The 24,316-nt window shown below is 73.4% G+C and carries 19 protein-coding genes; 13 read left to right on the top strand and 6 right to left on the bottom strand.

The window, feature by feature from the left end; translation table 11 throughout:
- Positions 1 to 10 precede the first annotated feature (10 nt).
- Positions 11 to 1,192 carry a sensor histidine kinase gene (locus tag D0T12_RS26525; protein WP_147339647.1) on the top strand — a complete coding sequence of 394 codons (1,182 nt, stop codon included), beginning with the start codon at positions 11 to 13 and terminating at the stop codon, positions 1,190 to 1,192.
- 41 nt (positions 1,193 to 1,233) lie between these two features.
- On the opposite strand, the gene D0T12_RS36010 is transcribed toward D0T12_RS26525, so the two are convergent.
- The gene (locus D0T12_RS36010; protein ID WP_199487718.1) at positions 1,234 to 2,943 is read right to left on the bottom strand and encodes a serine/threonine-protein kinase; all 1,710 of its coding nucleotides are present in this window, start codon (positions 2,941 to 2,943) and stop codon (positions 1,234 to 1,236) included.
- A 232-nt stretch (positions 2,944 to 3,175) separates the two neighbouring features.
- Here D0T12_RS36010 and D0T12_RS26515 point away from each other — a divergent pair, with 232 nt between their 5' ends.
- Positions 3,176 to 3,862, top strand: a complete 687-nt coding sequence (locus D0T12_RS26515) for a CDP-alcohol phosphatidyltransferase family protein (protein WP_199487717.1) — start codon at positions 3,176 to 3,178, stop codon at positions 3,860 to 3,862.
- Complete coding sequence (locus D0T12_RS26510; protein WP_117402646.1) at positions 3,859 to 6,369, top strand: mannose-1-phosphate guanyltransferase; 2,511 nt, start codon at positions 3,859 to 3,861, stop codon at positions 6,367 to 6,369. Before D0T12_RS26515 ends, D0T12_RS26510 begins: the two co-directional genes overlap by 4 nt.
- 6 nt (positions 6,370 to 6,375) lie before the next feature.
- Here the strand turns inward: D0T12_RS26510 and D0T12_RS26505 are convergent, their stop codons facing one another.
- The 3 genes from D0T12_RS26505 to D0T12_RS26495 form a co-directional block, all read right to left on the bottom strand.
- Positions 6,376 to 7,806, bottom strand: a complete 1,431-nt coding sequence (locus D0T12_RS26505) for an aminotransferase class V-fold PLP-dependent enzyme (RefSeq protein WP_199487716.1) — start codon at positions 7,804 to 7,806, stop codon at positions 6,376 to 6,378.
- 110 nt (positions 7,807 to 7,916) lie between these two features.
- The gene (locus tag D0T12_RS26500; RefSeq protein ID WP_117402642.1) at positions 7,917 to 9,527 is read right to left on the bottom strand and encodes an ABC transporter ATP-binding protein/permease; all 1,611 of its coding nucleotides are present in this window, start codon (positions 9,525 to 9,527) and stop codon (positions 7,917 to 7,919) included.
- Positions 9,528 to 9,643: 116 nt separating this feature from the next.
- Entirely contained in the window at positions 9,644 to 10,984 is a 1,341-nt protein-coding gene (locus tag D0T12_RS26495; RefSeq protein WP_117402640.1) for an aminotransferase-like domain-containing protein, read from the bottom strand.
- Between the two features lie 94 nt (positions 10,985 to 11,078).
- Here D0T12_RS26495 and D0T12_RS26490 point away from each other — a divergent pair, with 94 nt between their 5' ends.
- On the top strand, positions 11,079 to 11,717 hold the full coding sequence (locus D0T12_RS26490) for a LysE family translocator (RefSeq protein ID WP_117402638.1): 639 nt from the start codon (positions 11,079 to 11,081) through the stop codon (positions 11,715 to 11,717).
- 47 nt (positions 11,718 to 11,764) lie between these two features.
- Here D0T12_RS26490 and D0T12_RS26485 read toward each other — a convergent pair whose 3' ends face one another.
- Positions 11,765 to 13,930 (bottom strand): MMPL family transporter, encoded by a 2,166-nt coding sequence (locus tag D0T12_RS26485; RefSeq protein ID WP_117402636.1) that lies wholly within the window; start codon positions 13,928 to 13,930, stop codon positions 11,765 to 11,767.
- A gap of 143 nt (positions 13,931 to 14,073) precedes the next feature.
- On the opposite strand from D0T12_RS26485, the gene D0T12_RS26480 reads away from it, so the two are divergent.
- The 9 genes from D0T12_RS26480 (at position 14,074) to D0T12_RS26440 (ending at position 21,720) form a co-directional block, all read left to right on the top strand.
- On the top strand, positions 14,074 to 14,766 hold the full coding sequence (locus tag D0T12_RS26480) for a response regulator transcription factor (RefSeq protein ID WP_117402999.1): 693 nt from the start codon (positions 14,074 to 14,076) through the stop codon (positions 14,764 to 14,766).
- Positions 14,766 to 16,232, top strand: coding sequence for a sensor histidine kinase (locus tag D0T12_RS26475; protein WP_117402635.1), 1,467 nt, complete (start codon positions 14,766 to 14,768; stop codon positions 16,230 to 16,232). The genes D0T12_RS26480 and D0T12_RS26475 overlap by 1 nt, the downstream gene beginning before the upstream one ends.
- A 38-nt stretch (positions 16,233 to 16,270) precedes the next feature.
- Positions 16,271 to 17,167 (top strand): DUF881 domain-containing protein, encoded by an 897-nt coding sequence (locus D0T12_RS26470; RefSeq protein WP_117402634.1) that lies wholly within the window; start codon positions 16,271 to 16,273, stop codon positions 17,165 to 17,167.
- A gap of 7 nt (positions 17,168 to 17,174) precedes the next feature.
- The gene (locus D0T12_RS26465) at positions 17,175 to 17,507 is read left to right on the top strand and encodes a small basic family protein (RefSeq protein ID WP_117402633.1); all 333 of its coding nucleotides are present in this window, start codon (positions 17,175 to 17,177) and stop codon (positions 17,505 to 17,507) included.
- A complete protein-coding gene (locus tag D0T12_RS26460) occupies positions 17,504 to 18,199 on the top strand; it encodes a DUF881 domain-containing protein (protein ID WP_117402632.1) in 696 nt (231 codons plus the stop codon). The genes D0T12_RS26465 and D0T12_RS26460 overlap by 4 nt, the downstream gene beginning before the upstream one ends.
- Positions 18,200 to 18,507: 308 nt before the next feature.
- Entirely contained in the window at positions 18,508 to 19,038 is a 531-nt protein-coding gene (locus D0T12_RS26455) for an FHA domain-containing protein (protein ID WP_117402631.1), read from the top strand.
- Between the two features lie 20 nt (positions 19,039 to 19,058).
- Positions 19,059 to 19,778: a transcriptional regulator FtsR gene (ftsR, locus tag D0T12_RS26450; RefSeq protein WP_117402630.1), complete on the top strand. Its 720-nt coding sequence runs from the start codon at positions 19,059 to 19,061 to the stop codon at positions 19,776 to 19,778.
- Between the two features lie 142 nt (positions 19,779 to 19,920).
- Complete coding sequence (locus D0T12_RS26445; protein ID WP_067886188.1) at positions 19,921 to 20,391, top strand: bifunctional nuclease family protein; 471 nt, start codon at positions 19,921 to 19,923, stop codon at positions 20,389 to 20,391.
- Between the two features lie 732 nt (positions 20,392 to 21,123).
- Positions 21,124 to 21,720, top strand: a complete 597-nt coding sequence (locus D0T12_RS26440; protein WP_233526300.1) for a MerR family transcriptional regulator — start codon at positions 21,124 to 21,126, stop codon at positions 21,718 to 21,720.
- A 32-nt stretch (positions 21,721 to 21,752) separates the two neighbouring features.
- Here the strand turns inward: D0T12_RS26440 and D0T12_RS26435 are convergent, their stop codons facing one another.
- Positions 21,753 to 24,215: a lysylphosphatidylglycerol synthase transmembrane domain-containing protein gene (locus D0T12_RS26435; protein WP_117402629.1), complete on the bottom strand. Its 2,463-nt coding sequence runs from the start codon at positions 24,213 to 24,215 to the stop codon at positions 21,753 to 21,755.
- Positions 24,216 to 24,316: the final 101 nt, after the last annotated feature.

Below are 24,316 nucleotides of genomic sequence, written 5' to 3'. Positions count from 1 at the left end.
TGGTCGGGTGGTGAGGGTTCCCGTGGGCGGTGTGACGGCGGCGAGGGACGCCGTGTTCGCGGTGCTGCTGGCGTACGTCGCCGTGGCGGTGGCGGTGATGTGGCCGGGCGTCCGCGACCTGGACGCGGCGGGGACGCTGCTGCTGGTCGCCGCGCACGTTCCGCTCGCGGTGCTCAGGCGCTGGCCGACGCCCGGCCTGATGGCCCTCCTGGCCCTGGTGCTGCCGTACCACCTGGCGCAGTACCAGCATCACGCGCTGATACCCGTCGAGGTGGTCGCGCTGTTCGCGTACGCGGTCCTCGGCAGGCGGGTCCGGGTCGTCCTCACCGTGGTGGGCGTCGTGCTGTTCGTCTGCGTGATCGGGGTGACGTTGCGGGCGGGCGGCGGCTCGGTCCGGGAGCAGATCGCGGTCATCGAGGCCGTGGTCGCCGTCGTGATCTCCGTCCAGGTGTGGCGGTCGCACCGGGCGCGGCTCGCGACGATCACCGAGCGGGCCGAGCGGGCGGAACGGGCCCGGGAGGAGGAGGCGCGGCGCCGGGTCGCCGAGGAGCGGCTGCGGATCGCCCGTGACCTGCACGACCTCCTCGCGCACAGCATCACGCTGATCGGCGTCCAAGCCGGCGCGGCGGCGCATCTCGTGCGCGGGGACCGGCCGCTCGACCGGGAAGAGCTGGCCGAGGCGCTCGCGTCGATCGCGGCGACCTGCCGCGACGCCCGGACGGAGCTGCGCGGCACCCTTCAGGTACTGCGCGGCACCGACGTCGGAACGCCCGGTTCGCCCGGGGCGCTGCCCGGCCTGGACGGAATCGCCGACCTCGTGCGGTCCGCGCGGAGCGGCGGCCTCGAGGTCCATCTCGACGCCGACCTCGACGCCACGGACGCCGGTCCGCTGCCGCCGGAGGTCGGCGTCGCCGCGTACCGGATCGTCCAGGAGGCGCTGACCAACGTCGTCAAGCACGCGGCGGCCGAGCACGTCGAGGTCACCCTGGGGCGGGACGGCGGGGGAGCGTTCGTCGTGCGCGTCGCCGACGACGGGGTCGGACCGGCCGGAGGGCCGGGCGGTTTCGGGATCCTCGGGATGATCGAGCGGGCGCGCAGCGTCGGCGGGACCCTGGACGCGGGACCCGGCGACGGCGGCGGGTTCGTCGTCACGGCCACCTTCCCGCTCGCGGACGTCCCTGCCCCACGGTGACGCGCGGGGACGCGTCGGGGTGCGCCGAGGCCGGTGGCGGCTCAGAGCACGCGGACCGAACCGATCACCAGGTCGAGGTCGCCCGGGTGGGCGAAGGTATCGGGGGCCGACAGCAGCAGCAGGCCCGGCCGTCCGCCGTCGGCGCCGTCCTGGTCGACCACCAGCAGCGCCATCGTGTCGCCAGTCACCGGCCAGCCGTTGGCCTTGGCCTGCGGGAAGTCGAAGCGGACCTTCTCCAGCCAGCCCTTGCCCCCGCCGTTCACGTCCACGAGGCCGGACCGCAGCGTGGTCTCGGTGTGCTGGACGGTGAACAGCTCGCCGATGACGCGGGTCCTCACGCGCGCCGCGACGGCGGCAAGGTCCCGGGGGCCGGTGTAGCCGCTGCTCTCGGCGGCCCTCGGCACCCCGGCCAGGGAGGTCGCGTTGAAGGTGGAGTCGCCGTTGCGCTTCGGTAGTGGCGCGATCTGCCCGCTGGTGAACATTCCCGGCTTCTTCCAGGCTCCGCCGGCCGTCACCCACGGGGAACCGAATCGGGCGTAGGAGAACCCGGCGGCCGCGTCCTGGATCCGCCCCGTCACGGTCGAGACGGCTTTCGCCCGCCCGGGAGGCGACGCCCCGTCCGTCGAGGGGGCTCTCAGGTCGTCCCAATTCAGCGCCACGAGGACGGCGGCCGCGACCAGCGCCGCCACGGCGACGACGCCCGCGACGCCGCCGAGGATCCACCTGGCGGGCGATCTTCCACCCCCGCCGGACCGGCGCGCCGATGGCGGCGTGGTCGGGTCGACCGCGGTCGACCCGACGCTCGGCACGGCAGGGGGTACAGGTGGGGGCGCGGCGGGGGCCGTGCCCGGCTGGGCCGGTGGTAGGGCCGGTGGTAGGGCGGGGGGCATGGCGGCGGGCATGGCGGCGGCCATGGCGCGTACGCCGGGTGGCGGCCAGTCGTCGCCCGCCCCGCCCGCGCACCGCTCCAGCACCTCCCGCAGCGCGGGACGGTCCGCCGGTTCCTTGGCCAGGCACGCGGCGACCAGGTCGCGCAGCCCGGCCGGGACGGCGTCCAGGTCGGGATCCTCCCGGACGATCCGGTACAGCACCGTGTGCGCCTGACCGCGGCCGAAGGGTGCTGCGCCGGTGGACGCGAACACCAGCACCGAGCCGAACGCGAACACGTCCGCGGCGGGCCCGATCTCCTTGTCCGTGCGGGCCTGCTCGGGCGACATGTACGCGACGGTGCCGGTGATCGCGCCGGTGGCGGTGCCGGACGTTGCCTCCAGCGCCCGGACGATCCCGAAGTCGATCACCCGGGGGCCGTCGGGTGCCAGGATCACGTTGCCGGGCTTGAGGTCGCGGTGCACCAGCCCGCAGGCGTGCACGGCCATCAGCCCCTCCGCGAGCCCGGCCCCGAGGACGCGGACCGCGCCGACCGGCAGCGGCCCCTGCTCGTCCACCGCCGACTGGAGCGACGGTCCCGGCACGTACGCGGTGACCAGCCACGGCCGTTCCGCGTGCGGGTCCGCGTCGACCAGCTGCGCGGTGAAGAACCCACCGACCCGGCGGGCGGCCTCGATCTCCGTCGCGAACCGCCGCCGGAACTGCGGGTCGTCGCCGTACTCCGGACGCACGAGCTTCACCGCCACGGGCCGTCCGCCGGGGGAGCGGCCGAGGAACACCTGGCCCATCCCGCCGCCGCCCAGGCGCGCCGACAGCGTGTACGCGCCCACCCTGCGCGGATCGCCATCCTGAAGTGGACCCAACGCGACACCCTTCTGGGGCCGTGCCCCGGACCGGGCCGGAGCGTCCGGAGAGATCATTTTCTATGAAGCAGACGCCGCCGGGGCGGGTTTTGTTGGCGGCGGTTTCGGGCGGGCCGGTTCCGGACGCGTGCCCGACGCCGTTCGCCCGGGTCACGGGGCCACACCCTCGGGGGCTTTCAGAATTCTTACCGATAAGGTCAGGATCGAGGGACCAGGGGAGGCGAGCGCGTCGGTGAGCACACAGCGGGAAGCCACGCAGGACCGGATCTTCACGGTGCCGAACAGCCTGAGCCTGGCCCGTCTGGTGGGCGTGCCGCTGTTCCTGTGGCTCGTCCTGATCGAGGCGGACTGGTGGGCGCTCGGCCTGCTGGTGTTCGCGGGCCTGTCCGACTGGCTGGACGGCAAGCTCGCGCGGATCCTGAACCAGACCAGCAAGCTCGGGGCGATGCTCGACCCCGCCGCCGACCGGCTCTACATCCTGGCGACGCTCATCGGGCTGACGATCCGCGACATCATCCCGCCGTGGCTGGTGGCGCTGCTCGTCGCCCGCGAGCTCGCGATCGTGCCGATCGCGCCGATCGTCCGGCGGCTCGGATACAGCGGCACGCTGCCCGTCCACTTCATCGGCAAGGCGGGCACGATGTGCCTGCTGTACGCGTTCCCGTTGCTCCTGCTGGGCGACCATGACGGCGCGGCGGCGACCACGGCGAAGGTGATCGGCTGGTCGTTCGCGATCTGGGGCGCGGGCCTGTACTGGTGGGCGGCCGTCCTGTACTGGGAGCAGACCCGGCAGCTGCTGGTGGCGGGTCGCGGCTCGCCCCCGGCGTCCGGCCCGCCGGGGTCCGACCCGCCGGGACTCGGCTCGGCGCCCGCGACCGATCCGACGGGCGGCCAGGAGGGGGCGGAAACCTCCCGATGAAGGCCGTCGTGATGGCGGGAGGCGAGGGGACGCGGCTGCGCCCGATGACCGCCAACCAGCCGAAGCCCCTGCTTCCGCTCGTCAACCGGCCGATCATGGAGCATGTGCTGCGGCTGCTGAAGCGGCACGGGTTCGGCGAGACCGTCGTCACCGTCCAGTTCCTGGCCGCGCTGATCCGCAACTACTTCGGCGACGGCGAGGAGCTCGGCATGTCGCTGAGCTACGCGACGGAGGAGGTCCCGCTCGGCACCGCGGGCAGCGTGAAGAACGCGGCGGAGGCGCTGCGCGACGACCGGTTCCTGGTGATCTCCGGGGACGCGCTCACCGACATCGACCTGACCGACATGGTGCGGTTCCACGAGCGGACCGGCGCGCTCGTCACGATCGGGCTGAAACGCGTGCCCGACCCCCTGGAGTTCGGGATCATCATCGTCGACGGTGACGGCCGCGTGCGGCGGTTCCTGGAGAAGCCCACCTGGGGGCAGGTGTTCTCCGACACCGTCAACACCGGCGTCTACGTGATGGAGCCCGAGGTCCTGGACCACGTCGCCGCGAACGGCCCGGTCGACTGGTCCGGGGACGTGTTCCCGGCCCTGCTGGACGAGGGCGCCCCGCTGTTCGGGTACGTCGCGGACTGCTACTGGGAGGACGTCGGCACCCACGCCAGCTACCTCAAGGCGCAGGGCGACCTGCTGTCCGGGCAGGTCGGCGTCGACCTGGACGGGTTCGAGGTGTCACCGGGCGTGTGGGTCGCCGAGGGCGCCGAGGTGGACGCCGAGGCCGTCCTGAAGGGCCCCCTCTACATCGGCGACTACGCCAAGGTCGAGGCGGGCGCGGAGTTACGCGAGTTCACCGTCCTCGGCAGCAACGTGGTCGTGAAGGAGGGCGCGTTCCTGCACCGCGCCGTCGTCCACGACAACGTGTTCGTCGCGCCGTCCACGACGCTGCGCGGCTGCGTGGTCGGCAAGAACACCGACATCATGGCCGGCGCCCGCGTCGAGGAGGGCGCGGTCATCGGCGACGAGTGCGTGATCGAGGCGGAGGCGTACGTCTCCAGCGGCGTGAAGGTCTACCCCTTCAAGACGATCGAGGCGGGCGCGGTCGTCAACACCAGCGTGATCTGGGAGTCGCGGGGTCAGCGTGACCTGTTCGGGCCGCGCGGGGTGTCCGGGCTGGTCAACGTCGAGATCACACCGGAGCTCGCGGTCCGGCTGGCCAGCGCCTACGCGACGACGCTGAAGAAGGGCACGACCGTCGTCACCGGACGCGACGTCTCCCGCGCCGCCCGCACCCTGAAACGCGCGGTGAACAGCGCACTGACCGCGAGCGCGATCAACGTCCGTGACCTGGAGGCGACGCCGCTGACCGTCGCCCGGTTCGAGACCGGACGCGAGGACGCCGTCGGCGGCGTCTACCTGCGCACCACCCTCGGCGACCCGCAGGGCGTCGACATCGTGTTCCTCGACCCGGACGGCGCCGACCTGTCGCAGGCCGCGCGGCGCAGGCTGGCCCGCGTCTTCGCCCGGCAGGAGTACCGCCGGGCGTTCCCCGGCGAGATCGCCGAACTGACCTATCCGCCGCGCGTCGTGGAGACCTACACCCGCGACCTGCTGCGGCGCGTCGACATCCGCGGGGTCCGCGAGGCCGGGCTGAAGATCGTCCTGGACTGCGCGGGCGGGGTCGCGTCGCTGGTCCTGCCGAGTCTGCTCGGCAAGGTCGGCGTGGAGGTCCTCACCCGCAACGCCGGGCTGGACGAGGCCGACCCGACCGAGACGCTCGCCGAGCGGATGCGGGACCTGGAACGGCTCGGCGAGCTCGTCTCCTCGTCGCGGGCCGCGTTCGGCGTCCGCTTCGACCCGGTCGGGGAGCGGATCTCGCTCGTGGACGAGAACGGGGAGCTGGTCGGCGACGACCGGGCGCTGCTCGTCATGCTGGACCTCGTCGCGGCCGAGCGGCGCGGCGGCCGCGTCGTGCTGCCGGTGACGACGACGCGGGTCGCCGAGCGGGTGTGCCGGTTCCACGGCGTCGAGGTCGAGTGGACGGCCACGTCGCAGGACGTGCTCACCAAGGCCGCCGCGCGACCCGGCGTGATCTTCGCGGGGGACGGGCGCGGCGGGTTCCTGATGCCCGAGTTCAGCGGCACCGTCGACGGGATCGCGGCGTTCGTCCGGCTCGTGGGGCTCGTCGCGCGGACCCGGCTGACGCTGTCGCGGATCGACCGCCGCATCCCGGTGGCGCATCTGCTCCGCCGCTCCGTCCCCACGCCGTGGGCGGCGAAGGGCGGTGTGATGCGGCACGTGGTGGAGGCCGCGGGGGACCGCCCCCTCGACACCACCGACGGGGTCCGCGTCGTCGAGGGCGACGGCCGCTGGGTGCTCGTCCTGCCCGACCCGGCGGAGGCGGTCACGCACCTGTGGGCCGAGGGGCCTGGCGTGGACGCCGCGCAGGCGCTGCTGGAGGAGTGGGCGGCCGTGGTCGAACGCGCGGCCTCCGGGGCGCGGGGGTGACCCGGTTCAGCAGCGTTCGCGGGGCCGCAGTCCCGTGGCGTCCGGCTCCCGGTCCCGGTAGGCGGCGCCGAGGAACCCGATGAGGCGCTCCACGTCCGCGACGTTCGAGACGAGTCCGAGGGACGCGCGGACGGCGCCTCCGCTGGGCAGGCCGAGCGCGTCGAGGTAGTCGTCGAGCGTCCGCGTCCGCACGTGCGCGGTGCGACGCAGCGCCCGCTCCGGGATCCGGAACGCGCCCTCCCCGGCGCCGGGGTTGCAGAAGCAGCCGGTGCGGACGCAGATCCCCGCGGCGGCGGTGTCCCGGGCGACGATCCGCTCGTCCACGACCGCGCCGCGGGCGTCGAGGAGGTTGAACGCGACGGTGCCGCCGCGCCGGTCCGCGTCGCCCGGCCCGTACAGCCGGACCATGGCGGAGCCGTCGGAGTGGCGCAGGGCCGTCAAACCGCGCAGCAGCAGGGACGTCAGGCAGCCGACCCGGCGGTGGATGAGGTCCATGCCGATGGCCTCGACCCAGCCGATGCCGAACTCGACATCGGGGATCGACAGGAAGTTCAGGGTGCCGTCCTCGAACGCCGTCTCGTCGGGCGCGAGGACGTGCCAGCCGCCGAGGGCGCTGACCGCCTGGATCGTCCCGCCCGCGAACCAGGGCCGCCGCAGCCGGGCCAGGGCGTCCCGCCGCGCGACCAGGCAGCCGACGCCGGTCGGGTATCCGAACACCTTGTACCAGCTCACCGGGACGAAGTCGGGGCGTGTCCGGCTCAGGTCGAGGCGGTTGGCGGGGACGAACGCGGCCGCGTCCAGCAGCACGTCGTAGCCGTGGTCGTGGGCGTCGTCGATCCAGCCCAGCGGGTGCTGCACGCCGGTGAAGTTGCTCTGCGCGGGGAACACCAGCAGCCCCCGGCGGCCCGTGAGCGCGGCGCGGACCTCCTCGCCGGGGACCCGCAGGTCCGGGCCGCGGACGGGAACGTGCGCGACCTCGGCGCCGTGCGCCCGCGCGAACTCGCGGATCCCGTTGACGGAGTTGTGGTTGTCGCCGGTGAGGACGAGCCGGTCGCCGCGCCCGAACGGGTACGCCTCGCCGACCAGCCTGCACGCCCCGCTGGCGTTCTGGGTGAACACCACCGCGTACTCGTCCGGGGACGCGTTGAAGAAGTCCAGGATCGCCTTCCGCGCCCGCTCTACCAGGACCGTGGACGCGCTGGACGCCGGATTCTCCGAGTGCGGGTTGCCGTAGCAGCAGCCGGACAGCCGCTCGACGTGCGCGCGGAGCTGGGCGGCGGCGGCCACGCCCGATCCGGTGTAGTCGAGGTAGGTCTGTCCGTGCTCGTCGAGGTGGCGGTACTCGGTGGCGCGGAGCTCGTCCAGGCGTCGCGTGTCCTCGTAGCCGGCCATGGCGTTCCCCCGGGCGGCCCCATGGCAGTCGGACAGAGCGCTCATGACGCACCCCCGCATGCAGAAAGCCACACTCTCCGAAAAAACGGTCCAAAATGCGGAGATCGACTACAAGAGTGTTGTCTGACCTTTTTCGGACCGCTATCGAATGTTTGTCACGTTCGCCGGGCGAGGACCAGGCACGTTCCCGCGAGGAACAGCACCGTGAACCCGCCCAGCACCGCCCAGTCGACGGCCACCGCCCGCGCGAACGTGTCGCCGTACGAGGCGAGCAGCGGCGGCCCCAGCGGCGAACGTCCCGACCCCCACAGCCGCTGCACGCCCAGGCTGTGGCCGAGGCCCTCGAACGCCCACCGGTTGGACATCGCGTAGCTCAACCACCGTCCCGGCGCCGCCATCACCGGGACGGGCAGGATCGCGCCCACGAACAGCACCTGCGGGAAGCACAGCATCGGCAACGCCATCGTGGCCTGCGCCGGATCCGTGACCGCCGCGGACACCAGCAGCCCCAGCGCCAGCGCCGCCAGCGAGCACGACACCAGCGTGACGAAAACCTCCCCGTACGCGCCCCACCCCATCGCGGGCAGCCGGTCCAGCCCGCGCAGGACGCCGAGCATCAGGGCGTCCACCACGGCCAGCAGCGGCAGCAGCACCGCCACCTTGGCCAGCACGTACGGCCCGATCCGCAGCCCCGTCAGCCGCTCGCGCCGCAGCACCGGCAGCTCCGTGCAGATCTGCGACAGGCCGTACGTGAGCCCGAAGAAGAACCCGCCGAACGCGATCCAGAAAAGGATCATCACGGTCGCGCTCGGACTGGGCGACTCCGGCGAGAACGCCCCGGGACGGAACAGCACCGCGAACATCGCCAGCACCATGACCGGTGAGCCGACCAGCACGGCCAGCGTCAACCTGTTCCGCGTGAGCAGGTCGGCGTTCCTCCGGGTGAGCAGCGCCCACTGCCGCCACGCCCCGATCGCCCGGCCGCCGCCCCGAACCGCCGTCCCACCCATCGTGCGCGTGGGGTCCGGGGCGTCACCGTCGGGGCGCACGCGGGCCACCCTGGTCGGCCGGATACCGGCGAGACGGAGATAGACGTCCTCGAACGCGTCGGCCTGGAAGTGGTCGAGGGCCTCGTCAGGGGTTCCGTGGAAGGCCAGCGTCCCGCCGTGGGCGAGGACGGCCACCCGGTCGCACACCGCGACGTCCGGTGGATGATGCGTCGTGAGGACCACGGTCGTCCCCGCGTCGGCCAGGCCGCGCAGCAGCCGCATCAGGCCGGCCGCCGACGCCGGATCCAGCCCCGACGTCGGCTCGTCGAGGAAGAACACCCGGGGCCCGGTCAGCAACTCGACGGCGATGCTGGCGCGTTTGCGCTCCCCTCCGCTCAGCGACCCGACCCGTTGCCCGGCGCGGTCGGTGAGCGCCAGCGCCGCGAGCGCCGCGTCCACGGCCCGGTCCAGGCCCTCCGGCGGTGTCCCGGACGGCAGCCGTAGCGCCGCCGCGTACCGTAGCGTGCGCCGCAGAGGCATCTCCAGGTGGACGATGTCATCCTGCGGCACGTAACCCAGCGCCGCGGCGTCCCCGTCTTGGCTCACCTCCCCTTCCGCGGGCGGTCGCACGCCCGCGATGGCGTCGAGCAGCGTGGTCTTCCCCGCCCCGCTGCCCCCGATGATCGCGACGAGCTCGCCGGTGCCGATCGTCAGCGACACATCCCGCAGCGTCCGGCGCCCGCCCGCGCGCTGCCCCACACCCCGGACCTCGATCATCCGTCTCGCTCCCACCCGGGCGTCGGCCCCACGCCCGCCGCGCCGGACACCGGCCCCTTCAGGCCACGATGAACGACCACCCCGCGCCGGTCCAGGCTCCACCGGGCCGGGATCGGTCAGTCGACGGCCGCGTCCTCGGGCGATCCGGCGGCGATCCCGGCGAGGGTGTCGAGGGCGCGGGCGAGGACGTCCGGGGGCGGGGACGCCAGGCCGACGCGGACGGCTCGGGGAGCGGCGCCCGTTCCGGCGGCGAAGGCGGCGGCGGGTGTCACCGCGATACCGCGCCGGGCCGCCGCGGCGACGAAGGTGTCGGCGCGCCACGGAGACGGCAGCTCCCACCAGCAGAAGTACGACGGCGAGCCCGACCGGGACGCGGCGCCCGGGAGGTGGTCGGCGGCGATCCGGCGGCGGGCCGCGGCGTCGGCCCGTTTGGCCCGGACCACCTTCGCGACGGTGCCGTCGGCGATCCAGCCGGACGCCGCCGCCAGCGCGAACCCCGTGGGCGCCCACGCGCCGGACCGGAGGGCCGCGGCGACGCGCCCGGCCAACGCGGCGGGCGGGACGACGAACCCGGCGCTCAGCCCCGGGGCGAGACGCTTGGAGAGGCTGTCGACGACGATCGCGCGGTCCGCGGCCATCGACGCCAGTGGCGCGGGACCGTCCTCGGGGAGGAACGCCCAGACGCGGTCCTCGATCGCGTGGAGGTCGAGCCGTTCGAGGGTGTCGGCCAGTTCGGCGCGGCGCCGCGGCGGCATCGTCGTGACGCACGGGTTGTGCAGCGTGGGCTGCACGTACACCGCGCTGAGCGGGGCGGCACGGTGGGCGTCGGCGAGCGCGTCCGGGCACAATCCGTGCTCGTCGGCGGCGACGGGGACGAGGGTCACGCCGAGCCGTGCCGCGATGCCCCTGACCACCGGATAGGTCAGCGCCTCGACCGCGAGCCGGCCGCCCGGCGGGACGAGCGCCGCGACGGCGCCCGCGATGGCCTGCCGCCCGTTCCCTGCGAACAGGACGCCCGCGGGTTCGGGCCGCCAGCCGGGCACGGTGAGCAGCGTCGCCGCCGCCTCCCGGGCCGCGGGCGTGCCCGCGACCCCGACGGGGGCGAGCGACGCCCCGAGGACGTCCGGGCGCAGCAGCCGTTCCATCCCGGCGGCCAGCAGCGCCTCCTGCTCGGGCACCACGGGATTGCTGAGTTCCAGATCGACGCGTGCGTCCCCGGGCTCGGCCAGTGCCGGCACCCCCGGACGGTCCGCCGCGCGGACGAACGTGCCGCGCCCCACCTCCCCGACGACGAGGCCGCGCCGTCCCAGCTCCCGGTACACGCGGCCCGCCGTGGAGGGCGCGATGCCGCGCCCGCGAGCGAAGTCGCGCTGGGGGAGCAGCCGGTCGCCGGGCCGCAGCCGTCCCGCCGCGATGTCGGCGGCCACCTCGTCCGCGACGCGCCGGTAGTCCTCCACCGCACCTCCGATTGCATCGAGAACAATTTCAGTATTGCACCGAGGTTGTTCGACTGTCTAGCATCGGAGCACACCGACGACCGGAGGAAGTGCCATGATCTCGACCGGCGCCATGGCGGCGATCGCCCTGTTCGCCCTGGGGCTGGTGCTGAGCCCCGGCCCCAACATGATCTATCTGGTGTCGAGATCGGTGACGCAGGGCCGCCGCGCCGGGCTGATCTCGCTCGCCGGCGTCGCCGCCGGGTTCCTCGTCTACGTCACGGCCGCGATCGCCGGGATCACCGTCGTCTTCACGCTCGTCCCCGCGCTCTACACGGCGATCAAGGTGGCGGGAGTGGCGTACCTGTTGTGGCTGGCCTGGCAGACGCTGCGGCCGGGCGGCACGTCGGCGTTCGTCCCGAAGGACCTGCCCGCCGACCGGCCGCGCCGCCTGTTCGCCATGGGCCTGGTGACGAACTTGCTCAACCCCAAGATCGCCATCCTGTACGTGGCGCTGCTGCCGCAGTTCGTCGACCCGGACCGGGGGCACGTCCCCCTTCAGATCATGCAGCTCGGCCTCATCCAGATCACGATCGCGGTCACCGTCAACGCCCTCATCGTGCTCGGCGCGGGCGGCGTCGCGGTGTTCCTCGCCCGGCGGCCCGGCTGGCGGCGGGTCCAGCGCTACCTCATGGGGTCGGCGCTCGCCGGGCTCGCCGTCCAGATCGGCGTCACCCGCCCCGCCGCCCACTGACCGCCCGGTCCCCGTGCGGGCGGCCAGTGCGCGGCCGGCGGCCGGGGTCAGGCCGGGATCGGGACGCGTTCCCGCTCACCGGACGACGGCAACGGTGACGGGGGCACGCGCAGCACGCGGGCGGCCCACCCGGGCAGCCACCAGTTCCACCGGCCGAACAGCGATACCACGGCCGGGACGAGCAGCGCCCGCACCACGGTCGCGTCCAGCAGGATGCCGATCCCCAGCCCGGTCGCGAAGATCTTCACCTCGACGATCGGTGCGGCGGCGAGCGAGGCGAAGGCGAGGAAAAGGATCAGCGCCGCGCTCGTCACCAGCCGCCCGGTCCGGCCGAGGCCCTCGACGACGGCGGCCTCGGTCGACCCGGTCCGGTCGTACTCCTCCCTCAGCCGGGCCAGGATGAACACCTCGTAGTCCATCGAGAGCCCGTACAGGAACGCGAAGACCATGGCGGGGACGAACGAGGCGATCGACCCGGTCGCCGAGATGCCCCACACCAGGTCGCTCCCGTGCCCCTGCTGCCACACCAGGGCGATCGCGCCGAGGACGGCGGCCAGCGACAGCAGGTTGAGCAGCACCGCCTTCACCGCCAGGAGCAGCGACCGGAAGGCGCGGGCGAGCAGGACGAACGTCAGCACGCAGATCAGCGCGAGCATCAACGGGAACGTCCCGTACACCTTGGAGACGAAGTCGATGTCGTTCGCGGTCTCACCGCCGACCTGCCCGCCCGCCGGCACCGTGTCCCGGACGGCCTTGACGAGGTCCTTGCCCGCGTCCGTCCCGCCCTCGGCGACGGGCAGCACGGTCACCAGCGCCGTCCCGTCCCGCCGCCACGCGTCTCCCTCGGGGGCGGCGACCGCGTGCACACCCGGCAGGGAGCGCAACTCCGCCGCGATCGCCGCCGGGTCCGCGCCCGCGCCCGCGGGCAGCAGCACGTCCACCGGCGTGAGGACACCGGACGGCACACCGGCGTGGCGCAGGTCGGCGAGCCCCTCGTAGGCGGGCCCCGACTTCGCCAGGGCGCCGCTGCTCGGCTCCCCGAGGTTCAGGCCCAGCGCGGCGAACGCCAGGCCCCCGAGCACGGCCAGCGCCGCCACGGCGGCCGGGATCCGGAAACGGACGACCCGGCGGGCCCAGCCCGTCCAGGCCCGGCCCGCGCGGGCGCCGTCGCTCCGCCACCGGGGCGCGATCCGGTCGAGGGCGGGCCCGACCGTGACGAGCGTCACCGGCAGCAGCGTCAGCGTCACCAGCGCGCTCACCCCCGGGATGATCACACCGCCGTACGCCACGCTGCGCAGGAACGCGACCGGGACGACCAGCATGGCGACGAGCCCGATCGCGACGGCGGCCGCGCTGAACACCACCGCGTGCCCGGCCGTGGCCATGGCGCGCCGGGTGGCGTCCTCGGTGGACAGGCCCCGCGCCCGCTCCTCCCGCCACCGCGTCACCAGCAGCAGCGAGTAGTCGACGGCGACGCCGAGGCCGATGAGCGCCACCACGAACTGCACCATGAAGTTCACCTCGGTGACGCCGGTGAGGGCGTAGACCAGCAGAAACGAGGTGAGGATCGACACGACCGCGATGACGAGCGGCACCACCGCCAGCACCGACCCGAACACGAACGCCAGGACGACGAGCGCCCCGACCCCGCCGATGAGGGTCTCGGTGAGGACGCTCGGTCCCTCGCCGCCCGCCTCCTCCGTCAGGCCGTCCATGCTCGTGACGCGCAGCTCCGCGCCCGAGGGCAGCAGCGGACGCATCGCCTCGGTGATCGGCCCGACCGGGTCCGGCCCCTCGTCGAACTCGGTCGCCCCGGGATCGACCTGCGGGTAGACGAGGCCGTAGACGGTCCGGCCGCCGTCGCCGGTGAACCGGACGTCGCCGGTGTCCGGGTACGACACCACGCGGGCGTCGAGCCGCTCCCCGGCCGCCGCGAACGCCGCGCGCAGGCCCTCGCGCACGGCGGGCGTGTCCGCGGAAGTCCCGGCGGGCAGCGTCACGACGGGCACGAGGGGTTTCGCGGCGCCGCCCGTCCGGTACTCCGCCACGATCGCCGCGTTGGCGTCCCGCGCCGCCGAGCCGGGCGGCGCGAAGTCCTCGACGAGCCGGTCGGGGACGTTCAGTGCCGCGAACGCCCCGGCGCACGCGGCGGCGAGCCACACCAGCCCGATCAGGAGCCGGTGCCGCAGCACGAATCCAGAGAATCTGTCCATGCGCCCATGGCAGCGGTCCGCCCTTCCGGCGCCGTGTGAACGGTCTTGGAGTTCCCTGTGAAACCGCGTTCACAGGGAACTCTAAGATCACTCACAGGGCCTCCGCAGTGCGCGCCGGAGGGCTCACCGGACAGACTTGGACCGTGACGCCCACCAAGATCCTCGTCGTGGACGACGAGGCGTACCTCGCCGACCTCGTCGCGACCGCGCTGCGCTACGAGGGCTTCGAGACGGCCGTGGCCGGGTCCGGCGCCGAGGCGCTCGCGAGCATCCCCCGGTTCGGCCCGGACCTGATCGTCCTGGACGTGATGCTGCCGGACGGCTCCGGCATGGACGCCTGCGCCCGGCTGCGCCGCGACGGCTGCGAGGCCCCCGTGGTCTTCCTCACCGCCCGCGACGCGACCGAGGACAAGATCAAGGGCCTGACGGTCGGCGGCGACGACTACGTCACCAAGCCGTTCAGCCTGGAGGAGCTGATCGCGCGGATCCGCGCCGTGCTGCGCCGCACCCGGCCGGGGACGCGGGAGCGGGCCCGGCTGTCGTTCGCCGACCTGGAGATCGACGAGGACACCTACGAGGTGCGGCGCGGCGGCGTCCTGGTCGACCTCACCCCCACCGAGTTCAAACTGCTGCGCTACCTGCTCCTCAACGCGGGCCGGGTGCTGACGAAACGGCAGATCCTCGACCACGTGTGGCAGTACGACTTCGGCGGCGGCGACGGCGTCGTCCAGACCTACGTCAGTTACCTGCGCCGCAAGCTCGACGACCGCGACCCCCGGCTCATCCACACCGTGCCGCGCGTCGGGTACATCCTCCGCATGCCCCGGGAGGGCTGATGTCGCTGCGCAGGCGCATCCTGCTGACCCAGCTCGGCCTGCTCGCGCTCGGCCTGCTGATCGCGGGCGCGTCCAGCTTCGCCGCGCTGAACGACTGGAAGAACGACAGCGAGCACCGCCGGATGACCGCGGTGGGACGCGAGGCCGCGGCGCTGTTCGCCGAGGGCGGCCCCGGCGGCGCCTGGTCCAGGCTCCCCGCCGCCACCTCGGAACTGGACCGGCTGTGGCGCGCCGCCGGCGACGGTGGCGGGCTGCCGATGTTCATGCAGGTCCGCCGGGCCGACGGCGCGACCGTGGACACCGTCTCGTTCGGCGACGCGCCGCCGCTGCCGGACGATCTGCGCCCCGGCCGGGCGCACGACGACAACCCCGACGGGGAACGGTTCGTCCGCGCCGACGCCCGTCCCCGCCCCGGCGAGGAGGCGGACGAGGGCCCCTTCGGGCATGAGGGCCCCGACTGGCTCGTCCGCACCGCGTGGGTCCCCGGCGGGCGGCACTACCTCGTCACCGCCATGCGCACCACCGAGCAGGACGAGTTCTTCGGCCGCACCCTCGGCACCCAGACCGTCGTCACGGTCGTGGTGCTCGCCGGGGTCGGGCTGCTGGTGTGGCGGGCCGTCCGCTGGGCCACCCGTCCGCTGGAGGAGATCGCCTCGACCGCCGCGCGGATCGGGGACGGCGAGCTGTCCCGCCGCCTCGCCGTGCCCGGCCCGAACACGGAGGTGGGCCGGCTCGCGGAGGCGCTGAACGGGATGCTCGGCCAGATCGAGGCGGCGTTCCGGGAACGGGAGGCCTCCGAGGACCGGCTGCGCCGCTTCGTCGCCGACGCCTCCCACGAGCTGCGCACCCCCGTCGCGACCGTCCGCGGGTACGCCGAGCTGTTCCGCCGCGGCGCCGCGGACCGTCCGGAGGACCTGGCCAAGGCCATGAGCCGCATCGAGTCCGAGGCCGAGCGGATGGGCCGCCTCGTCGACGAGATGCTGCTGCTCGCCCGTCTCGACCAGGGCCGTCCGCTGGAACGCGAGCCGGTCGACCTGGCCGCGCTCGCCGCCGACGCGGTCGCCGACGCCGCCGTCGTCGAACCGGGCCGCCCGCTGATCCTGGACGCCGACGCCCCCGTCGTCGTCACCGGCGACGCCGGACGGCTCCGGCAGGTCCTGGACAACCTGCTGGCGAACGTCCGCCGCCACACGCCACCGGGCACGGCCGCGACCGTCCGGGTGTCCGACCGTGACGGAGACGCGGTCCTGGAGGTCGCCGACGAGGGCCCGGGGATTCCGGCGGTCGACCGCCCGCGGGTGTTCGAACGCTTCTACCGGGCCGACCCGTCCCGCTCCCGCGACCGCGGCGGGTCCGGACTCGGACTGTCCATCGTCGCCGCCGTCGCCGAGGCCCACGGCGGCCGCGCGTCCGTCGCCGACGCGCCCGGCGGCGGCACCGTGTTCACGATCACCCTGCCGCGCTGATCCCGCCCTTCCCGCCCTGATGGGGCCATGATGGGCCGGTGAGCGCACAGCGGGACGACGACCGGCACGGGTGGCGGCGCCCCGACGCGTCCATGTCCCTCCTCGCCGACCTGTTCAGCGGCGACCTCCTCGACCACGGGTACGCCGAGGCCGCGGCCCGCCGGTCCGCCGACCCCGCCCCGGCACGGCCACGGACACGGACACGGACAGGGCCACGAACACGGCTGCGGGGCGGCGGCGTCCTGCTCGTCCTCGTCCTCGCCGGAACGCTGATCGCCGTCGCGGGGGCCGAGGTGCGGCGCGGCCGGCCCGTGGCCGCCGAGCGGCGCGCCGGGCTCGTCGGCGAGATCCGCGCCCGCACCGCAGAGACCGACGCCCTCCAGCACCGCCTGAACCGGCTGCGCGCCGAGACCGAGCGGCGCCGCGCCGCCGCCCTCGCCAGCAGCGACGCGGGCCGGGAGCTGCGCCGGTGGCTCGCCACCGTGGCCGCCGCCGCGGCGGCCGCCCCGGCCGCCGGGAAAGGCCTGGTCATCACCCTCGACGACGCGCCGCGCGACGACTCCGCGGGACGCGCCGCAGGCGGCGGACGGGTCTATGATCAGGACCTCCAGGTCCTGGTGAACGGGCTCTGGGCGGCGGGCGCCGACGCCATCGGGATCAACGGGTTGCGGCTCACGCCGACGACGGCGATCCGCGCCGCCGGGGAGGCCGTCCTGGTCGACTACCGGCCGCTCGGCCGCCCCTACGAGGTGACGGCGGTCGGGGACCCCGACCGGCTGCGCGCCGCGTTCTCCGGCTCGGCCGCCGACCGGCGGCTGCGGAACCTGAACGAGCGTTACCGGATCAGGTACGACACGCGCCGCGCGTCCGAGGTGGAACTGCCCGCGGCGGGCGGCGTCCGGCTGCGGTACGCGACCCCACGCGAGGGAGGGTGACCCAACGGTGATCGCGCTGATCGGGCTGGTGATCGGCGTGGCGCTGGGCCTGCTGGTCCGGCCGGACGTGCCGCTCTGGCTGGAGCCGTACCTGCCCATCGCGATCGTCGCGGCCCTCGACGCCATGTTCGGCGGCATCCGGGCCCGCCTGGAAGGGATCTTCGACGAGAAGGTGTTCGTGGTGTCGTTCGTCAGCAACACCGTCATCGCCGCGCTGATCGTGTTCCTCGGCGACAAGCTCGGCGTCGGCTCCCAGCTGTCCACCGGCGTCGTCGTCGTCCTCGGCATCCGGATCTTCTCCAACGCCGCGGGCATCCGGCGGAAGCTGTTCGGCGCGTGACCGGCGAACGGCCCACCGGCCTGCGCGGACTCCTGCCGCTGCTGCGTCCGCGGGTCAGCCTCGGCCAGCTGACCGGGGGGCTGCTGTGCCTCGTGCTCGGCTTCGCGGCCGTCGCGCAGATCCGCTCCAACGAGCGCGACACCACCTTCGCCACTGCGAGGCAGGACGAACTCGTCCTCATCCTGTCCGATCTGGGCCAGCGGTCCGAGCGGCTGCGCGGCGACCTCCGCGAACTGGAGGAGACCAAGGCCCGCCTGGAACAGGACGCCCAGGGACGGACCGCCCTGGAGGAGGCGCGCAGACGAGCGACCGCCTACGGCCTCCTGGCGGGCGTCCTCCCGGCCGAGGGCCCCGGCATCGAAATGGTGATCACCGATCCCGACGGCGGTGTCGCGGCCTTCGGCCTGCTCGACGCGCTCCAGGAACTCCGCGACGCCGGCGCCGAGGTCATTCAGGTCAACGACGTCCGGGTCGGGGTCGACACCTACTTTCTGGACGACCGGAACGGGGTCCGGGTCGACGGGCGACCGCTCACACCCCCGTACCGGTTCCTGGCCATCGGCGACGCGCACACGATGACGACGGCGCTGAACATTCCGGGCGGCGTGGTCAGGACGCTTCAGGACGCCGGCGCGACCGTCTCGATCGCCTCACGCGCGAAAGTCACCGTGGACGCGATACGGTCGTCATAGGGGGTACGGAGAAGGTGATGAACCGGACGCCGGGCTCAGGCGTCGCGATCAGGGCGTCCGCGCGGCGGCGTAGACCTGCGATCATTGACGAAGGTAGTTTGGTCCAGTCGGCTCACCGTTCCAGTTGACCCCTCGGGTGATACCCGCGTAAGTTGCGGCGACCGTCCCGTGAACGGCGGCCAGTTGGACCGTGGTCCGGGGGCGGGTCCCCGGCGTGGGTTGGTTTGAAGGATGCGCGTGGCGCTGGTGGCTCCCGTTGTGAGACGGGCCGCGAGCGGCACGCCGATGGTAGGAGGCCGAGCCGATCGATGCCGAGCGTCTACTGCACGCAGTGCGGTCACGCCAACCCGGACGATGCCCGCTTCTGCTCCAACTGCGGCACTCCGCTGACGCGGAGTGCGCTGCCCCCCCGGGAGTCGCCCGGCGAGTCCACGTCCACGATCTCCATCGGCGGGTTCGAGGCGCTGGACACCGACGCGGGCGCCGAGGAGCCGTCGCTCGGCCCCGACCAGATGGCCATGGAGGCGCTTCCCCCGGGAACGGCGCTGCTCGTGGTCAAGCGGGGTCCGAACGCCGGCAGCCGCTTCCTGCTCGACCAGGACCGCACGTCCGCGGGCAGGCATCCCGAGAGCCACATCTTCCTCGACGACGTCACGGTGTCCCGGCGACACGCCGAGTTCGTCCGCCAGGGCGGCGCGTTCTCCGTCCGTGACGTCGGCAGCCTCAACGGCACCTACGTCAACCGGCAGCGGATCGACCACGCCGGCCTGTCAGGCGGTGACGAGGTGCAGATCGGCAAGTTCCGGCTGGTGTTCCTGACCAACCCGGCGCACGCCTGACGGGCGACGATGGGAGGGCCATGAACCCGCAGCCAGCCCGGTCCCCGATGACGATCGGGGACGTCCTCGGACTGCTCAGGCCCGACTTCCCCGACATCACCATCTCCAAGATCCGGTTCCTGGAGTCGGAGGGCCTGGTCGAACCGCAGCGCAGCCCGTCCGGCTACCGCAAGTTCGGCGACGCCGACGTGGAGCGGCTCCGGTTCGTCCTGACCGCGCAGCGCGACCACTACCTGCCGCTGCGCGTCATCAGGCAGCACCTCGAAGCCCGCGACCGCGGTGAGAACGTTCCGCCGCTCGGCGCCGACCGGCGCCGTCCCCGCACCCTCGTCGCCGCCGACGCCACCACGGAGGCCGCTCATCCGGCGGGCGCCGTCCGTCTCACCCGCCGCCAGCTCCTCGACGGCGCGGGCATCGACGAGGCCCTGCTCGCCCGCCTGGAGGAGTACGGCCTCGTCCGCCGGAGCGGCACCCACTACGAGGGCGACGCCCTGAACATCGCCCGCGCCGCCGCCGCGCTCGGCGAGTTCGGCTTCGAGGTCCGGCATCTGCGCGCCGTCAAGGCCGCCGCCGACCGCCAGGCCGGTCTCATCGAGCAGATGGTCGCGCCGCAACTGCGCCGCCGCAGCCGCGGCGCCCACGAGCAGGCCGCCGCGACCGCCCGCGAGATCGCCGCCCTCTCGGTCAAACTGCACGCCGCGCTCGTGTCCGCCGGTCTCCGCGAAAGTCTCGACCGCTGATCATGTACGCCGCGGAGGATTTTGTCGGACCCGCGGCCTCACGAGCTGTCCGGGCCGGGGTGTACGTTGGCTACAGGGTTCGGTCACGAATCGATCCGCTGCACGTGGTGATCGAGACAGCGAGAACCGGCAGGGAGTCGCAGTGAAGCAGATGGAGGTCGTCGGCGTCAGGGTCGAGATGCCCTCCAATCAGCCCATCGTCCTGTTGAAGGAGACGGAGGGCGACCGGTACCTGCCGATCTGGATCGGGGCCGTCGAGGCGACCGCGATCGCCTTCGCGCAGCAGGGGGTGCTGCCCGCCCGCCCCCTCACCCACGACCTGTTCCGCGACGTCCTGGACGCCCTCAGCGTCCAGCTCCGCACCGTCAACATCACCGCGCTGCGTGAGGGCATCTTCTTCGCCGACCTCGTCTTCTCCAACGGCGTCGAGGTGAGCGCCCGCCCGTCCGACTCCATCGCCCTGGCCCTGCGCACCGGCGCCACCATCTTCGCCAGCGAGGACGTCCTGGAAGAGGCCGGCGTCGCCATCCCCGACGAGCAGGAGGACGAGGTCGAGAAGTTCCGCGAGTTCCTCGACACGATCTCCCCCGAAGACTTCGGCCGAGCCGGCTGAGCTGTATTCATTGCAGGCACGGCCCACTGCGCTCGCCTGGCGGCTCGCTACGTGACCGTCCCTGAGGCGAACCGACATCGCTTCGCGATCCGCCCGGCTCCGCTAGCCTTCGGCGTCGCTACACCGGGCGGGTAACGCGTTCGGCGGGGGCTGAGGCCACTTCGAGACAGGCCCTAAGCCTGCTGAGACACCTCACAGCAAAGCCCCCTGCCCCGGCCATCGCGGGTGCGCCCCGCCGAGGCCGCCGATATGACGGTGTTGAAGAGCCATCATGATCGTTCACGATGTCCAGCCACCCCCCATGCCGTACCGTAGATCTCATAGGCGGCGACCTCAGCCACCGCCGCAACCACGCGACAACTTCAACCGTTGCGATCGCGTCCGAAGGCCCGGCCGGGGGCTGAGGCGCGAGCGAAGCGAGAACCTGATCGCGCAGCGAGCCCCTAGGCGAGCCGAAGCGATGCAGCGATCGCACCGCAGTTCACGACGATGGAGGGCCCTCCGGGCCCGAAGGAGGAGTGCGCTGCAATCAACAGGGGTAGGAGTGGGTTTGGCGTGGGAGGCGCGTAGTTTGCCCACGTGAAGCCGGTTCATCCGGGCATGCGACGCGCCGACAGTGAACGTTGACCACACCCTGACCGGCACCTACCGTGCTGGTGGAACACCCGTGGTGGTATTTCGTCAAACCCCCTTGACGAAGCGGCACGGGATGATTTGGAGCCGGAGGTCCGCGTGGCGGTGAGCAGCGGCGAGGGCAAGGCGACCCCCGAGAGGCATATGGCGTCCCAGCGCGCCGGGGAGCAGGGTCTGCTCTTCGACACGCGGGTGTCGGCGCCGCCGGAGGATGTCGGCTACCGTGGCCCGACGGCGTGCGCGGCGGCGGGGATCACCTACCGGCAGCTGGACTACTGGGCCCGCACCAAGCTGGTGGAGCCGAGTGTCCGGTCGGCGCACGGGTCCGGGAGTCAGCGGCTGTACAGTTTCCGCGACATTCTCGTTCTGAAGGTCGTGAAGCGGCTGCTCGACACCGGGGTGTCGTTGCAGCAGATCCGGACGGCGGTGACCCATCTGCGGGACCGCGGCGTCCAGGATCTGGCGCAGATCACGTTGATGAGCGACGGTGTGAGCGTGTACGAGTGCACGTCGGCGGACGAGGTCGTGGATCTGTTGCAGGGCGGGCAGGGCGTGTTCGGGATTGCGTTGGGGCGGGTGTGGCAGGAGGTGGAGGGCAGTCTCGCGGAACTGCCCGGTGAGCGTGCCGCTTCGGGCGACGACCTCCATCCGCATGACGAGTTGGCGAACCGGCGCCGCGCACGCCGTACCGGTTGAGTTCTCGGCGTTTCGATCGACGCCCTTGTGTTTCACAGCGCTTCCTTGCGCTGGAGGTACGTGAACGCGCCCCAACCGGGGAGCACCGGCAGCCACAGTGTGAGCAGGCGGTAGAGAAGGACGGCGGACGTCGCCGTCTCCGCGGACAGCCCCGAGATGGTCAGCGCGAGGGTGAGGGCGCCTTCGACGGCGCCGAGGCCGCCGGGTGTGGGCGCGGCGGAGCCGAGGGCGTTCGCGGTGAGGAAGACCACGACGACGGACGTCAGCGGCAGTGTGCCGCCGAACGCGCGGATCGAGGCGTCCAGGCACAGCACGAACGCCAGTGTCAGCAGCAGCGTTCCGCCGAGTCCGGTGGTGAGCTTCTTCGGCGACTGCAGGACGTCCAGGAGGCGGGGCACGACGCCGGAGAACATGCTTTTCAGCCGTGATGTGACCTCCCGCCGGACGCGGGGGACGGTCATCGCGAGCCCGGCCACCAGTCCCAGCGACAGGACCACGATGACGATCGTCCGGGACGGCGCGAGGTCCTGGGTGGCCTGCGACGTCGACCCGGTGAGGAACCCGAACAGGACGAGCAGCAGGATGTGCGTGACGAGGCCGACGAGCTGGGACGCGCCCACGCTCGCGACCGCCGGGCCCGGCCGCACCCCGGAGCGTTGCAGGTAGCGGGTGTTGACGGCGACGCCGCCGACCGCGGCGGGCGCCACGAGTTTCACGAACGACGCCGCGAGCTGGGCGAGGATCGTCCGGCCGAGCGGCAGTCGCTCCGGGACGAAACCCATCAGCATGAACGCCGCCGCGACGTAGGTGAGCGCCGCCGCGCCGAGCGCGGCGAGGACCCAGTGCCAGCTGGCCGTGGACGCCATCGTCCCGATGTCGAGGCTCGCCACCTGGGGGATGACGATGTACGCCGCGATCGACAGCGCCACGATGCTGACGATGGTGCGGGGCCGAAAGCGTTCGAGCCGGGCGGGCGCGACCTCCGTCTCCGGTTTCAGCCGGACGATCTGTTCCCGGATGCGGGACAGCAGGTCCCGGTCGTGCCGTAGCGCCGCCCGGGTCGTCCGGGACAGCGCCACCCGCTGCAGCAGCGGCACCGCCGCGGCGAGGGCCTCCTCGCCGAGGACGGCCACGGCGGTGCGGACGGACCGTTCCGGGCCCACCCGCAGCGCCAGCGTCGTGAGCAGCTGCGCCAGGTCGAGCCGCAGCGCCAGGTCGCCCGCCGCGATCTCCCCGGCGCGCAGGTCGGTGATGTAGGCGTGGCCGTCGTCGCCGACGAGGACCGCGCCGTCCTGGAGCCGCCGGTGCGCGAGCCGTGCCGCCTGGAGTGCGTGGAACTGCTGCCACACGTCCGTCAGCAGGTCGTCGGTGATCTCCCCGTCGGGGACGTCGGCGAGCCGCCGTCCCGGCACGTGTTCGTACGCGAGCATCGCGGCCTCCGTGCCGACCTCGGAGGTTCCGGCGAGGCGCGGGGTGCGGGCGCCCGCCGCGTCCACGGCGTACGCCATCAACGTCTCCTGCTCCAGGGACCGGCGCAGCGACCGCAGCGCCCGCCCGGTCGTCCTGCCGCGCAGCCGCAGCAGCCGCCACATCCGGTACAGCAGGCCCGCCGTCTGCTGGTCGCGGTCGAGGACGTGCAGGACGACGTCCCAGTCGCCACGCCCGGTCTCGGGACGCTCGGCGAGGACGACGCCGTACCGGCGGCCCTCCTCGGCGTCGTCGGCGGGCTCGTCGAGGCGCGCGGCCCGTTCCGCTCGTAGCCCGAGGCGTTCCAGCGCCGCCACGACCGCCCTGCCGGAGGGACGGGGATTGGGGGTGCCGACCACGTACAGGGTGCCGTGGCCGATGGCGCGTCCGAGGAAGTAGGTGGCGGCGAGCGCGGCGACCGAGGCGTACGACGCGGTGAGGCCCGTCAGCGCCGCGAGCCCGATCATCGCCCAGGTCGCGGCCTGCCACCGGGCGCGGCCCGCCATCCCCACCGCGGTCGCGAACGCGATCACCGGCGCGATGTCGGTGTGCACGGGGGCGGTGTCCGTGCCGCCCCAGATCAGCGAGTCGAGGACGCCGCCGGGCGCGGCCCGCACGACCTGGTCGTCCAGACCCACCGTCAGCCCGAAGGCGATCATGGCGGCGAGCAGCGCGATCGCGACGCGGGTCCCGTCCTTGTGGAACAACCGCTCGATCGCGAACGCGATCGGGACGGCCAGCACCCCGAAGCTGGACACCAGCGTCGCCAGGGACAGCAGCAGCCGCGGCGCGTGCGCGGTGCCCTCCGCGATGTCGGTCTGCAACCCGTGCGCCGTCTGCTGCGCGATCGACACCAGCAGCATCACCACCGCCAGCCCCGCCAACGACGCCGCGAACCGGATCGCGTCGGACGGACGGCGGATCCGGTCGGGCCGGGCGGGCTCGTCCACGGGAACGCTTACGCGGCCCACGGTCGCGCCGGGCCCGCGCTCGCCGCCGGTGGGCGTGTCGTCGCGGGCCGACGTCACGCCGTACCGCCGCGCTGACCCTCCGTCATCAGCGGCGTCCCGGGGCCGTCGGCGCGCCGTCGAGCGACGGGCGCCCGGCAGGCGTCGCGTGTCCAACCCGC

The sequence above is a fragment of the Actinomadura spongiicola genome (assembly GCF_003432485.1).
Lineage (GTDB): Bacteria > Actinomycetota > Actinomycetes > Streptosporangiales > Streptosporangiaceae > Spirillospora > Spirillospora spongiicola.
The sequence above is the reverse complement of the archived record's forward strand: the minus strand, read 5'-3'. Positions and strand labels throughout refer to the sequence as shown.

Coding starts and splice junctions, on each gene's coding strand:
- D0T12_RS26510 (WP_117402646.1), top strand. CDS start 3,859: ATGAAGGCCGTCGTGATGGCGGGAGGCGAGGGGACGCGGCTGCGCCCG.
- D0T12_RS26505 (WP_199487716.1), bottom strand. CDS start 7,806: ATGAGCGCTCTGTCCGACTGCCATGGGGCCGCCCGGGGGAACGCCATG.
- D0T12_RS26500 (WP_117402642.1), bottom strand. CDS start 9,527: ATGATCGAGGTCCGGGGTGTGGGGCAGCGCGCGGGCGGGCGCCGGACG.
- D0T12_RS26490 (WP_117402638.1), top strand. CDS start 11,079: ATGATCTCGACCGGCGCCATGGCGGCGATCGCCCTGTTCGCCCTGGGG.
- D0T12_RS26485 (WP_117402636.1), bottom strand. CDS start 13,930: ATGGACAGATTCTCTGGATTCGTGCTGCGGCACCGGCTCCTGATCGGG.
- D0T12_RS26475 (WP_117402635.1), top strand. CDS start 14,766: ATGTCGCTGCGCAGGCGCATCCTGCTGACCCAGCTCGGCCTGCTCGCG.
- D0T12_RS26455 (WP_117402631.1), top strand. CDS start 18,508: ATGCCGAGCGTCTACTGCACGCAGTGCGGTCACGCCAACCCGGACGAT.
- ftsR (WP_117402630.1), top strand. CDS start 19,059: ATGAACCCGCAGCCAGCCCGGTCCCCGATGACGATCGGGGACGTCCTC.